11 protein-coding genes are annotated in these 13,073 nt (G+C 71.9%); 5 read left to right on the top strand and 6 right to left on the bottom strand.

What is annotated here, in order from left to right; genetic code table 11:
• Positions 1-34 precede the first annotated feature (34 nt).
• Positions 35-1,477, bottom strand: coding sequence for an NCS2 family permease (locus AB0J64_RS02590; protein ID WP_364019443.1), 1,443 nt, complete (start codon positions 1,475-1,477; stop codon positions 35-37).
• An 83-nt stretch (positions 1,478-1,560) separates the two neighbouring features.
• On the opposite strand from AB0J64_RS02590, the gene AB0J64_RS02585 reads away from it, so the two are divergent.
• Positions 1,561-1,773, top strand: coding sequence for a DUF2530 domain-containing protein (locus AB0J64_RS02585; RefSeq protein WP_364019440.1), 213 nt, complete (start codon positions 1,561-1,563; stop codon positions 1,771-1,773).
• Between the two features lie 22 nt (positions 1,774-1,795).
• On the opposite strand, the gene AB0J64_RS02580 is transcribed toward AB0J64_RS02585, so the two are convergent.
• Together AB0J64_RS02580 and AB0J64_RS02575 are read right to left on the bottom strand one after the other, a co-directional pair.
• Entirely contained in the window at positions 1,796-4,840 is a 3,045-nt protein-coding gene (locus tag AB0J64_RS02580; protein ID WP_364019437.1) for a hypothetical protein, read from the bottom strand.
• A gap of 162 nt (positions 4,841-5,002) precedes the next feature.
• Positions 5,003-5,806: a DUF3027 domain-containing protein gene (locus AB0J64_RS02575; protein WP_364019434.1), complete on the bottom strand. Its 804-nt coding sequence runs from the start codon at positions 5,804-5,806 to the stop codon at positions 5,003-5,005.
• Between the two features lie 125 nt (positions 5,807-5,931).
• Between AB0J64_RS02575 and AB0J64_RS02570 the strand changes: the two genes are divergently transcribed.
• Positions 5,932-7,443 (top strand): MFS transporter, encoded by a 1,512-nt coding sequence (locus tag AB0J64_RS02570; RefSeq protein WP_364019431.1) that lies wholly within the window; start codon positions 5,932-5,934, stop codon positions 7,441-7,443.
• Positions 7,444-7,466: 23 nt separating this feature from the next.
• Here the strand turns inward: AB0J64_RS02570 and AB0J64_RS02565 are convergent, their stop codons facing one another.
• On the bottom strand, positions 7,467-7,862 hold the full coding sequence (locus AB0J64_RS02565) for a cold-shock protein (protein WP_132331104.1): 396 nt from the start codon (positions 7,860-7,862) through the stop codon (positions 7,467-7,469).
• Positions 7,863-7,951: 89 nt separating this feature from the next.
• Positions 7,952-8,569 (bottom strand): HAD hydrolase-like protein, encoded by a 618-nt coding sequence (locus tag AB0J64_RS02560; RefSeq protein ID WP_364019933.1) that lies wholly within the window; start codon positions 8,567-8,569, stop codon positions 7,952-7,954.
• Between the two features lie 119 nt (positions 8,570-8,688).
• Between AB0J64_RS02560 and AB0J64_RS02555 the strand changes: the two genes are divergently transcribed.
• Together AB0J64_RS02555 and AB0J64_RS02550 are read left to right on the top strand one after the other, a co-directional pair.
• Positions 8,689-9,084 (top strand): hypothetical protein, encoded by a 396-nt coding sequence (locus tag AB0J64_RS02555; RefSeq protein ID WP_364019427.1) that lies wholly within the window; start codon positions 8,689-8,691, stop codon positions 9,082-9,084.
• 82 nt (positions 9,085-9,166) lie between these two features.
• Positions 9,167-9,784 (top strand): helix-turn-helix domain-containing protein, encoded by a 618-nt coding sequence (locus tag AB0J64_RS02550; RefSeq protein ID WP_364019424.1) that lies wholly within the window; start codon positions 9,167-9,169, stop codon positions 9,782-9,784.
• On the opposite strand, the gene AB0J64_RS02545 is transcribed toward AB0J64_RS02550, so the two are convergent.
• Positions 9,777-10,670, bottom strand: coding sequence for a hypothetical protein (locus AB0J64_RS02545; RefSeq protein WP_364019421.1), 894 nt, complete (start codon positions 10,668-10,670; stop codon positions 9,777-9,779). The two genes, AB0J64_RS02550 and AB0J64_RS02545, sit on opposite strands and share 8 nt — an antisense overlap.
• Positions 10,671-10,715: 45 nt before the next feature.
• On the opposite strand from AB0J64_RS02545, the gene AB0J64_RS02540 reads away from it, so the two are divergent.
• Positions 10,716-13,058: a helicase C-terminal domain-containing protein gene (locus AB0J64_RS02540; RefSeq protein WP_364019418.1), complete on the top strand. Its 2,343-nt coding sequence runs from the start codon at positions 10,716-10,718 to the stop codon at positions 13,056-13,058.
• Positions 13,059-13,073: the final 15 nt, after the last annotated feature.

Genomic DNA, 13,073 nt, shown 5'->3' with positions numbered 1-13,073 from the left:
CCCCGCGCGCGCAGGGCGGCCTCTTCCCGCGTACTCAGATTCCGAACAGCGCTCGGATCGGCCCGATCGCGAAGTACAGGACGAACAGCAGCGTGACCACCCACATCAGCGGGTGGACCTCGCGGGTCTTGCCCCGCACCGCCTTGATCAGCACGTAGCTGATGAAGCCGGCGCCGATGCCGTTCGAGATCGAGTAGGTGAACGGGATGACGACGATCGTGAGGAACGCCGGGATGGAGATCTCGTAGTCGTTCCAGTCGATGTCGCGGATCGCGGTCATCATCAGGAAGCCGACGACGACCAGCGCGGGCGTGGCGGCCTCGTACGGGACGACCGTGACGAGCGGCGCGAAGAAGATCGCCACGAGGAACAGCAGCCCGGTGACCACGCTGGCCAGACCGGTGCGCGCGCCCTCGCCGACGCCGGCGGCCGACTCGATGTAGGTGGTGTTGGAGGAGACGGAGCCCGCGCCGCCGGCCGCCGCGCCGATCGAGTCGACGAGCAGGATCTCCCTGGTACGCGGCAGCGTCCCGTCCTCCTGCACCAGGCCCGCCTGGCGGCCGACGCCCACGATGGTGCCCATCGTGTCGAAGAAGTCCGTGATGAGCAGCGTGAAGACGAACAGCACGGCCAGCAGCACAGACACCCGGCTGAACGCGCCGAACGGGTCGAACTCCGTGAACAGCGTGAGCGGGTTGTGGAAGCCGAAGATCTCCTTGGGGAGGGTGGGGACGTTCAGCTGCCAGCCGCCGGGGTTCTCGGGCGAGGATGCGCCGGACTTGGTGAGCTGCTCCACGATGATCGCCAGCACGGTGGTGCTGACGATGCCGATCAGGATGGCGCCCTTGACCTTACGCGCGACCAGCACCGCCGTGGCGAGCAGCCCGACCAGGAACACGAAGACCGGCCACGAGGTCAGGCTCCCCCCGATGCCCATCTCCAGCGGCGGTCCGGCCGGCACCCGCCGCACGAAGCCGGCGTCCACGAAGCCGATCAGGGCGATGAACAGGCCGATGCCGACGCTGATGGCGGTCTTGAGCTGGGCCGGGATGGCGTGGAAGACGGCCGTCCTGAGCCCTGTCAGCACCAGGATGGCGATGATGACGCCTTCGAGGAAGACCAGGCCCATGGCCTCCTCCCAGGTCATCACCTTGGCGATGTTGAAGGTGACGAAGGCGTTCAGCCCCAGCCCGGCCGCCATCGCGAAGGGCACCCTGCCGACGACGCCCATGAGGATCGTCAGCACGCCCGCCACGAAGGCCGTCCCGGCGGCGACGAGCGCCACGTTGGGCGTGGTGCCGTCGCCGATGACCTGCTTCTGCACGTCCGTGCCGTTGGCAATGATGATGGGGTTCAGCACCACGATGTAGGCCATGGTGAAGAAGGTGGCCAGGCCACCTCGTACCTCACGGGAGACTGTTGAACCTCTTGCGGTGATTGCGAAGAAACGATCTATTGCGTTACGAGTGTCACTCACGACGCGAAGAGTGACAGTCGCGGTGACCTGCGAAAAGAGTCAGTAATGAGATCGAGACCCGATTGGAAGCTAGGCTGGACAACGTGAAGCAGCAGTGGCATCCCGATCCGGAGCCCATCAAGACCAACGACACCGCCGCCGTCGCCGTGGGCACCGGGATCTGGGCGGTCGCGCTGGTCGTCCTGCTGATCTTCCGCCCCGGCCCGGAGCACACGTGGTGGATCTGGACCTGCCTGACCGGGGTCGGGTTCGGGTTCGCCGGCATGTGGTTCGTACGCCGGACGCGCCGGAACTGACCTGCTCCCGGCGCGGCGGCGGTCAGGACAGGTCGGACTCCGCGAGAAGCAGCGGCACCGACTCGGGATCACGCAGCAGCGCCGCCACGGCGAGGCGGTCGTTCCACTGGCCGGTGGCCCAGGCCAGGCCGCGGGCCAGCCCGTCGAGCCCCGTGCAGTGCACTGAGCCCTCGAAGAAGCGCCACGTGCACTCCACCCCGTCCACCAGCAGCTTCTCGTGCTCCACGTACGTGGACGGCGCGGTGGGCAGCAGGGCCAGCACCTCGGAGGGAACAGGGCGCGCCTGCCCCTGCGAGGTGACCTCTCCCGACGTCAACTCCCCGGCGAGCGGTAGATCGAGCAGCTCCGACAGGGCCTCCGCCAGATCGTACGGAGCCAGCACCAGCGGCCGGTCGGCCACGAGCTGCAGCAGGTCGGGCGCCTCCACCACCACGGCGTCGTCCGCGGAGGCCACCACGATGGAGCCGCGCAGCACGGCACGCACCTGGGACGGCGGCGCCACGCGAGAGGGGTCGACGGCGGCCAGCGCGATCCACAGGGCGCGCAGCTGTGCCCGGTCCACCTCGATGGAGGCGTCGGCCATCAGGTCAAGGAGCTCCTCGGGCCCGCCGTGCGACGCCAGCAGCTCCGACAGCGTCGTACGGACGCCCAGCATGGACAGGGCCGCCTCGTCGAGCCCCGCGGGCGCGTCCTCGTACAGGCCCTGGAGCAGCGGGTCGGCCCCGGGGAGCCGCAGCTCCCGCGGCTTGCGCCCGCCCAGCACCGGGTGGTTGGCCAGCCACCACGCCGTGTAGGACGGCACCTCCACCCCGGCCACCCGCACCGGGTGGAGCGCGGCACGCAGCGGCGGGCGGGCCAGCAGCTCCAGGGCGGCCGGCCAGTCGGCCACCAGCTCCAGGTCGCGCACCGCCACGAACTCCGGCACCAGAGGCGGCACGCCGAGCTCCGGCAGCAGGTCGAGCACGTGGTCGAGCCAGTCGGCCTCGCCGTCGAGGTCGTGGTCGCAGTCGTCGGGGTCGAGCAGCACGTCGGCCTCGTGGACCACCGCGAACCCGTCGAGCACGCCCGCCGCCGCCAGCACCCGCGCGCCGTACTCCTCCTCCAGCTCGGAGGCGGCCACCCCGAGATGCGTGTCGGGCTCCAGGAGCCCGGCCAGCGCCCCGCCGGCCAGCATGAGCTCCCCGGCCGGGTAGAGCTCGCCGTCGGCGCCGCGCAGCGCCAGCTCGGCCAGCCACGGCGCCTCCCCCGGCGCCAGCGCCGACGCCTCCACCAGGGACAGCACGGCCCGCGCCACCGGCTCGGGGTCGGGACTGTCGAGCGACTGCGCCACGGCGGCCTTGGTCAGCGGGTCTTCGAGGATCGTCCGCGGCGTGGCCTCGGCCGCCCCCAGCCTGAGCAGCGCGGAGTGGGCCGCCTCGGGGTGCACGATGCGCAGCCCCAGCGGCGTGAGGTCCAGCTCAGCGCCGCCGTCGGTGAGGATCAGCGTGCCGCGCGGCCCGCGCACCAGCCGGCCGTCGGTCAGCGGCACCGGCAGCGCGCCCAGCGACTCGGGGTCGTCGGCGGGCAGCACCTCGTAGAGCGAGCGCCACCACGACGGCTCACGCGCCTCGACGGCCTCGCCCGACAGCAGATCCACCACGTCGGCCAGCTCGACCCTGCGCACGCCCAGCGCGGCCATGGCCGGGTGCCTGGCGGGCCAGCCGGCGGGCAGCAGGCCGGGCACGAAGTCGGCGACCGTCGCCAGCAGCTCGGCCGAGGCGGACGGCACCACGGCCGCCTCACGGCCGGCGACCACCCAGCCGTCGCCGTCGGGCTCGCGCGCGGGGTGCTCGACCTGCCACTCGGCGTCGGGCTCGTAGACCTCGGCGTCGGCGAAGGACGGCGTCTGCACGGCGGGCGCGGGCGCGGACAGCGCGGGCAGCAGCGGCGTCGAGGGCAGCCTGGCCAGCACGGCACGGCGGATCCTGGCGTCCAGCTCGCCCTTGCCCATCAGGGACGGCACCAGGTCGAGCAGCCTGGGCGTGCGCGGCAGCTCCCGCAGCAGCCGCACGTAGGCGTCGGCCACCCGCTCGACCAGGAAGTCGGCCAGCGGACCCTTGGCGAAGTGGCGCCGGTCGGTGGCCATCGGGAACGACGCGATCAGCAGCGCGGGCAGGTCGAGCGGCTCGTCGCTGGGCGTGGGCGCGTGCACCACGGGCGGCACCGTGGCGGGCAGCGGCCCCGGCTCGCCAGTGCCGGTGACGGGGACCGCCCAGCGCAGCGACCAGTAGGGGCGGGCGCGCTCCTCGGTGGGCCGGTCGGCGAAGAGCCGGCTCACCTCCTCGGGCGTGAACTCGCCCGACTCCGACACGACGTGCCAGCCGTCGGCGACCACGGTACGTACGGACCCGTCGAGGTCGATCTCGATGGCCTCCAGCGCCGGCAGGCCGAGCAGCAGCGCCGGGCTCGTCTCGTCGAGCATGCGGCGGACCGCGTCGACGGAGGCCCGGTCGCGCAGCGGCAGGCGTACGAGCGTGTCGAAACCCTCGGGCACGTCGAGCGGCGGCGCGTCGAACGGCAGCCTGAGCAGCGGAACGTGCCCCGAGCGGTCGGCCAGCTCGCCCACGAGCGCGTGGATCTCCGACACCGCCGCCGCGGTGTCGGCACGCGACCAGCGGACCGCGCCGCTCCCGCGCGAGCCGATGGACGGCTCGTCGCAGACCGACACCACCGCCGCGAACCCGACCCCGAACCGCCCCGCGGCACCGAACTCGTCGCGCTTGCCGGAGACGCGCAGCGTCGACAAGCCCTCCACGCCGGTGACGTCGAGCGGGGCGCCGGTGTTGGCGGCCGTCAGCACGTCGCCGTCGAGCGTCAACCGCAACACCCCGGGCACGCCCGCGCGCAGGGCCGCGTCGGCGGCGTTCTGGGCGAGCTCGACGATCAGCCGGTCGCGGTAGCCGCCGAGCGCGAAGTCCTCTTCCGCGTTGGCGTCTTCGCGGAAGCGGGCGGGCGAGGCCGTCCACGCGGACAGGACGGCGGCTCGCATCCGGTCAGTGCCGTAGGTGCCAGAGATGTCGGACGTCATCGATCACGATCCTGATTGAGAGGTAGCGGCCAGGCGTAGGCTAGTTCCGTTTTCCGTACGCCCTCTCTACTGAGAGTGACGCCACGGGGCCGCGCCGCCTGGGTGCGACGACCTGGGAGGAAATCGGCACGTGCGGACCGCGAGGCCGGCGGCCCTTCGCGATCAGGAGTGGCCGAGTTCTTCGGAGGCGGATTCGTCGACCGAGCCCGCCGCCTCCTCCTCCATCAGGTCGTAGCCCAGGTCGTCGAGGATGGGGATGGCCTGCTCGACGGGCGGCGGCAGCACGGCGGCCTCGGAATGGGCGCCGCAGCCGTGGTCGGCCGCGACGACCTTGCCGTCGTCCGGCGCGTACTCATTGGCGCAGACCCCGAACATGTGCCGCAAGCCACCCGTGAGCATCCAGTAGAAGCCGCAGGTGGAGCACTGCGCGGGTGCGGCGTGTGCGATCGGCGTGTGCGGCCCGTGCTCGCCCGAGTGCCAGCGCCTGGCTGCCCGGTCCTTGCCGATGGCCGAGAGCACACGGGCCCGGCCCAGGCCGTACTCGAAAACCGCCTGATGCTCTGCCTCGTCGTCGGTCTCGGTGAAACCCGGCGCGAGCCTGTCGTCGTCCTCGGGTGTCGGCAGCAGGTCGCCCACGCCGAGGTCGCCGGGGCGCAGCCGCTCGCTCCACGGCAGCCACTCGGGCGCGAGCAGCGCTCCGGTGCCCGGCAGCAGGACGGCCTCGCTGACCGTGACCTTCTTGGCCCGCGAGGCGCGCGTGACCGTGACGGCCCAGCGCCAGCCGCGATAGGCCCTGTCGAGACAGGCGAAGTAGTGGGTGACGATCCGGTCGCCTTCGCTCTCGAAGCCGAGGTGCTCGCCGGGCTCCCCCGGACGCGCGAGCTCCTCCGCCGCGGCACGCGCCAGATCGACCGCGGCGACACACGCCTCGTCGGGAGCGGAGACGCGGGCCCTGGTGCGGCTCATCGGGCAGCCTCCGCCGAAAGGTGCTGTTCGCTCACACTTCATTCTCACCCATGGGCGGACCGGAGACGTCCACAACAGGGGATCCTGCTCCGAGATCGCGGACGAATCGGGTAAGACTGGTATTCGTGGAGGGTGGCTGGGGCCGGGCGCGTGAGGTCTCGCGGCGGGTGGCGCGCGGCGTCACCGACGCGGGGCGCGCCACTGCGCGCGCGAGCAGGGCCACAGCCGGCGGCACGGCCAGGGCCGGCAGGGCCACGGCAAAAGGTGCGCGAAAAGTCGGCAAAGCGACGCGGCGCCTCACGTACGCCAACGGCGCGGACCGCACCGGGCTCGGCCGCCTGATCGAACTGTCGGCGGGCAACAGCGCGGGCGACGCGCTGGTCACGGTGGCGCTGGCGAGCACGGTCTTCTTCGGCGTGCCCGTGGGCGAGGCCCGCGGCTCGGTGGCTCTCTACCTGGTCATCACGATGCTGCCCTTCGGGCTGCTGGCGCCGTTCGTGGGGCCGATACTCGACAGGTTCAGGTCGGGGCGGCGGTACGTGATGGCGGGCACGCTGTTCGGGCGGGGGCTGCTCTGCTTCGCGATGGCCGCCGCGGTGGGGCCGGGCGACCTGCCGACGCTGTTCATCGGGGCGCTGGGCGTGCTGGTGCTGTCGAAGGCGTACAACGTGTCGCGGGCGGCGATCATGCCGAGTGTGCTGCCCGCCGACATCACGCTGGTGTCGGCGAACGCGCGGGTGGCGCTGTTCACGTTGATCTCCGCGGGCGTCGCGGTGCCGATCGGCGCGGGGCTGACCGCGTGGCTGGGCAGCGCGATGGTGCTGCGCGTCGCGATGGTGGCCTTCCTGCTGCTGGGAGTCGCCGCCGTACGCCTGCCGCGCCACATCGACTCGCCCGACCTGGAGGAAGAGGGCGCGGCGCCCCGGTGGCGCACCCTGCTCAAGGTGGGCCCCGCGGTCGCCGAGGCCGTCTGGGCGAACGTGGCGCTCCGGGTCTTCTCCGGGTTCCTGCTGTTCTTCCTGCTGTTCCTGGTGCAGGACAAGGCGGTGCCGTGGCTGGCCGCGGGGACGCAGGACCCGTTCTTCGACATCACGAAGACGATCGCGCTGCTGGCGGCCGCGGCCGGGCTGGGCGGCCTGGTCGGCGCCGCCGTGGCCAACTGGACGCGCAACCACGCGCCGCAGCTCATCGTGCTGGTCACGCTGGCCGTGACCGTCGTGACCGCCATCGGGACCGCGATCTTCTTCGACCTGTGGACCGCGCTGGCCATCTCGCTGATCACGGCCTTCGCGCAGGAGCTCGGCAAGCTCGCGCTCGACGCGATCGTGCAGCGGGAGATCGGCGAGGAGGTGCGCTCGTCCACGTTCGGCGTGGTCGAGGCGATGCTCCAGCTCGCCTGGGTGTTCGGCGGCCTGGTCGGGCTGGTGCTGTCGCTGTCCCAGAGCAGCCTGGCCGGGCTGGTCACGCTGGCCGTCGCCCTGACGGCCGCGCTCGGCTGGCTGCTGATCGCCAGGAGGAAGCGCGTACGCGCGACCGACGCCAAGCTCCACAGGGAACGGGCCGAGGCCGGCGAGCGCGAACCTCAGCGCGCCGACGCCCTCGACCCGACCAAACCCCTCACCAACCCCAACGGCTGAGACGACCGCGGGGCGCGGCCGTCTCAGGCGTCGAGGTCGTCGGCGACGGCCCTGAGCACCTGTGCGATCTTCTTGGCGTGCGCCGCGTCCGGGTGCTTGCCGCGCTGGTAGGAGGTCGAGACGCCGTCGAGCAGCTTGATCAGGTCTTCGACGATGACGACCATCTCGTCCGGCTTCTTGCGCTTGCCCTTGGGCTTGACCTTGGCCAGGGTCGGCGGCTGCTCCAGGATCCTGACCGACAGCGCCTGCTGACCGCGACGCCCTTCGGCCACCCCGAACTCGACCTTCTGACCAGGCTTGAGCGGCCCCGCACCGGTGGGCAGCGCGGATGAATGCACGAAGACCTCACCGCCGTCGTCACGGGTGAGGAAGCCGAATCCCTTGTCGGCGTCGTACCACTTGACCTTGCCACTCGGCACAGGAGGACCTCGTTCAAACAGTCGAAAAGATGGATGGATGTAGGTTATGCCCCTGAGCGCGCCAGGGCGACCGGGTAAATCCCGAACAATTACCGGAGTTCATCATGCTTGCGCCAACCGGCGAACCAGGCGGCGAATTCGGTCAGGTCGGTCAGCGCCACATCTGTTCCGTGTTCACGCAGCTCTCCCACCGTGTAAGGGCCGGTCGCGACTGTCACGCTCACGGCGCCGCCGGCACGTGCCGCCTCGATGTCCGCGACATGGTCACCAACATAAGCCGCCGCGCCGAACTGCGCGAGAGCCGAACCCTTGGCCGCACCGAAAACCGAGCCGACCACTTCGTCCACGGCGAGGCCGAGAACCTTGACCGTGCCGATGGCGTCCCGCAGGTTCTTGCCGGTCACCACGATCACCCGGCCGCCGCCGGCGCGTACGGCCTCGATCGCGTCGTGCGCGCCGGCCATGGCCGTGTGCACCGGCACCCCCATTTCCGGATATATCTCCCTATAGAGGTCGGCGGCCGCCGCGACCTCCTCGAGAGGCAGCCAGTTGGCCAGCTCCGTCTCCAGCGGCGGGCCCAGTCTCCTCACCACTGCCGCGGAGTCAATGGTCACGCCCAAACGCACGGACAGCTCGTCGTAAACGGCGGCGATCCCCGCTCGTGTGTCAGCCAATGTCATGTCTAGGTCGAATCCCACCGAAGTCATCACATGTGCAGGATGCCAAACGGCGTCCAAGCACACGTAACGGCGGTCCCCTACTGACAGCCTTGTTGTGGGACCGTAAGAATGCGATGAAAGGAATTACTTATCGGAGAGGAGCGGCTGTGACCGACCCCCCCAAGCCGCCGCATGCCGGAGACCGGCTCGTCGCCTCCTCCGCCCCGCCGCGCCCGCACCGGCCCGCCAGACCGGCCCGTCCGACGGTGACGGCCTGGCACCGGACCGTGTCGGCCCTCGCCTACCTGGTCAAGGTCGCCTCCAAGGTGGCCGCGCTGATCATGGTGCTGTACGCGGTGTTCACGGTGTTCAAGGCCAACCCCGCCAACGTCTGGTACCAGTTCGTGGAGTCGCTCGCCTCATCGCTGTCGCTGGGCCTGGCCAACCTGTTCCAGCTTGCCGATCCGCGCTGGACGACGCTGGTCAACTGCGGCCTCGCCGCGGTCGTCTGGCTGATCATCGGCTCCGCGCTCGCGGGCCTGATCCGGCGCGCCGCTCCATGAGCACGCGCTCCGCCGCTTGCGGCGACCCGCTGGACGTATCCGCTGTTAGGGCTACCCTCAACCTGGAGGTACCAGGATAAATATGACCAGATCAACCCGTGAGCGGATCATCGATGAGGCCCTGCGACTGTTCGCCGAGCGGGGCTACTCCGCCACTTCGGTAGCGGAGATCGAGGCCGCCTCAGGGCTGTCCCCCGGCGCCGGAGGGCTCTACCGGCACTTCAAGTCCAAGTACGAGGTGCTGGCCGCGGCGATCAACGAGCACGCCAGCCGCACCAGGAGCCAGGTGGCGGAGAGCCTGGCCGAGCTGAGCGCCATGGAAGCGTCGGTGGACCTGGAGGAGCGGCTGTCCCACGTGTGCCGCGCCGGGCTGGCCAAGGTACGCGAGGAGTCCGAGCTGACCCGGGTGTTCTTCCGCGACCTGAGCCAGTTCCCCGAGCTGGTCGCCGTGGTGCGGGAGGGGCTGCTGCAGCCCATGTTCGACGCGATCGTGGCCTGGTTCAGGGCGCAGCCCGAGTACAGGGACGTCGAGCTCGACTGGACGGGCATCTCGGCGGTGCTCGGCGGCTCCGTGGTGCACTACCGCCTGTTCCAGGAGACCGTGGGCGAGCTTCCGGGGCACGCCGACAAGGACCAGTTCGTCGCCGCCTGGGTACGCCTGGCGGTCGGGCTCCTCCCGAGCCCCGCACCGGTCAGCTGACGTCGAGCAGCCGGTAGGCCAGCCACACCACGCCCAGCCCGGTCCCGATCATGAACATCGTGCCGCTGACGTCGTAGAACTGCGTGAAGAACGCCTGCAGCCCCGGCTCGCTCCCCACCCGCAGCCCCCCGATGAGCACGCCGCCCACCGAGTAGCCGAGCAGCGGCGCGCCGATCCCGAGCAGCTTGTCGCCCAGCTTCCAGCTCTCGCTGAACAGCACGATCACCGCGCCGGCCGCCCACACCAGCACGGGGATCTCAAAGATCGCCACCGGCGGCAGGTCGAACGGCAGCAGCAGCGCCGCCAGCACCAGGATGACCATCGCGGCGGTTTCGCGCGAGTGCTCCTTGACGATGGTCCTGGCGTCCCTGCCGCCGGTCGCCATCGGGTTCGCGGTGGACATGGCCAGCCTGCGCAGCCCCGCGAACGGCAGCCCCCGGCCCGGCCGCCCGCCGAGGCTCTCCTGAGCGATCCTCCGGTACGTCCGCACGCCCGCAGGCACGTCACCGTCGTCCACGATCGCGGGGAACCGCCTCGTGGACCCCGCGTCCTGGCCAGGGACCGGCCCGGCACCCGGAGGCTGCTCCTGCGTGGATGCGGGATCATGGCCTGTGGCAGGGACTCCCGCCGCCGCGTCGCGCTTGGTGGGTATGCCCGCCTCGGCCAGCCGGCGAGCCTCGCGCTCCACCAGGGCCGCCGGGTCGCCGAACCTGGCCAGCACCTTCGACACCTCGCGGGCGTTCTGGCTGCCGTGCCGTTCGACCTCGATCCTGGCCCGCAGCCGCTTGGCGAAGTCGAGCCGCTGATCGGCCCTGAGCACGCCGTGGGCGGCGTCGGCCGCCTTGGAGACGTAGTTCAGGACGAGCTGGTCCGCGCGCTCCATCACGTCTAGCCATGCTGCCCCAATCAGGGGGGACATACCATGGCAACGATGGAGTTCACGGAGTGGATCAGGGGGCGCACCGACGAACAGCTACGGGCGCTCGTCTCCGCGCGGCCCGAGCTGATCACTCCGGTGCCCGCGCATCTGGAAGGGCTGGCGTCGCGGGCAGGCAGCCCGTCGGCGATCGGCAGAGTGCTCGACCGGCTCGACCGTTTCACGCTCGCCGTCGTGGAGACGCTGGCCGTACAGGACGGTCCGGTGTCCGGGGAACGGCTGCGCGAGCTCGTGAGCGCGGCCCTGGGCGGCGATCGGCCAGGCCCCGACGCCGGGCCCGCGCTGTCGGCGGCGCTCGACAGGCTGTTTGACCTGGCGCTGGTCTACGGGTCCGACGACGCGCTCGACCTGGGCCCCGGCGTGCGCAAGGTGCTCGAGGACCCGGCGGGGCTCGGTCCGAGGGCGGTCGACGCGTTCCGGCATCACCCGCCGGAGCAGCTCGACGAGATGGCCGACGACATCGCGCCGGACACCCAGGGCTCAGGCAAGGAACGGCTGGCGGCCGCGCTGGCCGAGCCTGCCGCGCTCATCGAGTCCGTCTCGCCCGAGGCCAGGGGCGCGCTCGACCAGCTCGCCTGGGGTCCGCCCACCGGGCGCGTGCCCAACGCCAGGCGCGAGGTACGCGTGGCCTCCGCCCGTTCGCCCATCGAGGAGCTGCTGGCCAGGGGGCTGCTGGCGGCCACGGGCGAGGAGAGCGTGACGCTGCCCCGCGAAGTGGGGCTCCACCTGCGTGGCGGGCGGGTGCACCGCGGCCTGCTGGCCGTACCGCCGCCGCTCGAAGGGGCCACGCGTGACAAGGACCTGGCCGACCGCACGGCGGCGGGGCAGGCGTTCTCGTTCGTCAGGTCGGTCGAGGAGCTGTGCGACCGGTGGAGCGTCGATTCGCCGGGCGTGCTGCGTACCGGCGGTCTCGGCGTACGCGATCTGAAGCGCACGGCGAGCGAGCTGGATCTGCCCGAGTGGGTGGCGGCGCTGGTGGTCGAGGTCGCGCACGCGGCGGGGCTGATCGCGGCCGGCGGCGGCGTGGACGGCGAGTGGCTGCCGACCTCCGGCTACGACCTGTGGCGGGTCAGGGCGACCGCCGACCGGTGGGTCACGCTCGCGTCCACGTGGCTGCAGATGGACCGCGTGCCAGGGCTGGTGGGTGAGCGGGACGACCGTGACAGGCCGCTCAACGCCCTGCACACCGACCTGCGCCGCGCCTCCGCCCCCGGGGTCAGGGCCGCCACGCTGGGCGTGCTGGCCGCCGCGCCGGGCCTCGCGCCCTCACGTGACTCCGTGCTCGAACGGCTGGCGTGGGAGCAGCCGCGCCGCAAGGGGCCGTTGCGGGAGCGGCTCACCGAGTTCGCGCTACGGGAGGCCGAGCAGGTGGGCGTGACGGGGCTGGGCGCGCTGTCGACGCACGGGCGGGCGCTGCTCGACGGCGGCGAGCCGGCCGAGGCGCTGGCGCCGCTGCTGCCCGAGCCCGTCGATCACGTGCTGCTCCAGGCCGACCTCACCGCCGTCGCGCCAGGGCCGCTCACGAGCGAGCTCAACCGCTGGATGACGCTCACCGCCGACGTGGAGTCGAAGGGCGGTGCGACGGTCTACCGGTTCAGCGAGAGCTCGATCAGGCGGGCGCTCGACGCCGGGCACGGGGGCGAGGAGCTGGTGTCGATGCTGGCCCGCCACTCGGCCACCCCGGTGCCACAGGCTCTGTCGTACCTGGTGACCGACGTGGCCAGGCGCCACGGCCGCATCCGGGTGGGCACCGCGAGCGCGTACATCCGCTGCGACGACCCCGCGCTGCTCGACCAGATCACCGCCGACCGGCGCTCCGCCGCGCTGCGGCTGCGCCGGCTGGCACCCACCGTCATCGCCTCCCGCTCGTCCAGGGCGGCGCTGGTCGACTCGCTGCGTGCCATGGGGTACGCGCCCGTGGCCGAGTCGCTCGACGGCGACGTGATCATCTCCCAGCTCGACAGCCGCCGTACCGAGGGACCCGCGCCGGTCCGTACCGTCTCCTCGGGCAACGGCCTGGACCCCGAGGTGGCGGTGGCGGCCGTACGCGCCATGCGGGCCGGCGACGCGGCGCACCTGGCGCGGCGCGAGCCCGTGGAGGCGCCGGGCGGCCAGGTGCCGCGCGGGCCCGCGACGGCCACCATCTCGGCCCTTCAGGACGCGATCAAGCAGGGCGTACGCGTGTGGATCGGCTACCTCGACTCCCAGGGCAACGCGACCTCGCGCATCCTGGAGCCGGCCCGGATGGAGGGCGGCTACCTGACGGCCTACGACGAGACCCGGGCCGCCGTCCACCGCTTCGCCCTCCACCGCATCACCGGCGTCGCCGGCCTCTGACCCCAAGCGGCCAGG

It is taken from the genome of Nonomuraea sp. NPDC049695, from assembly GCF_040674955.1.
GTDB lineage: Bacteria > Actinomycetota > Actinomycetes > Streptosporangiales > Streptosporangiaceae > Nonomuraea > Nonomuraea helvata.
This window is presented reverse-complemented; position numbering and strand designations above follow the sequence as displayed.

What these genes read in the sequence shown, in the direction of transcription:
- AB0J64_RS02540 (WP_364019418.1), top strand. Translation starts at nt 10,716, where the DNA reads ATGGAGTTCACGGAGTGGATCAGGGGGCGCACCGACGAACAGCTACGG.
- AB0J64_RS02560 (WP_364019933.1), bottom strand. Translation starts at nt 8,569, where the DNA reads ATGACTTCGGTGGGATTCGACCTAGACATGACATTGGCTGACACACGA.
- AB0J64_RS02580 (WP_364019437.1), bottom strand. Translation starts at nt 4,840, where the DNA reads ATGACGTCCGACATCTCTGGCACCTACGGCACTGACCGGATGCGAGCC.
- AB0J64_RS02575 (WP_364019434.1), bottom strand. Translation starts at nt 5,806, where the DNA reads ATGAGCCGCACCAGGGCCCGCGTCTCCGCTCCCGACGAGGCGTGTGTC.
- AB0J64_RS02550 (WP_364019424.1), top strand. Translation starts at nt 9,167, where the DNA reads ATGACCAGATCAACCCGTGAGCGGATCATCGATGAGGCCCTGCGACTG.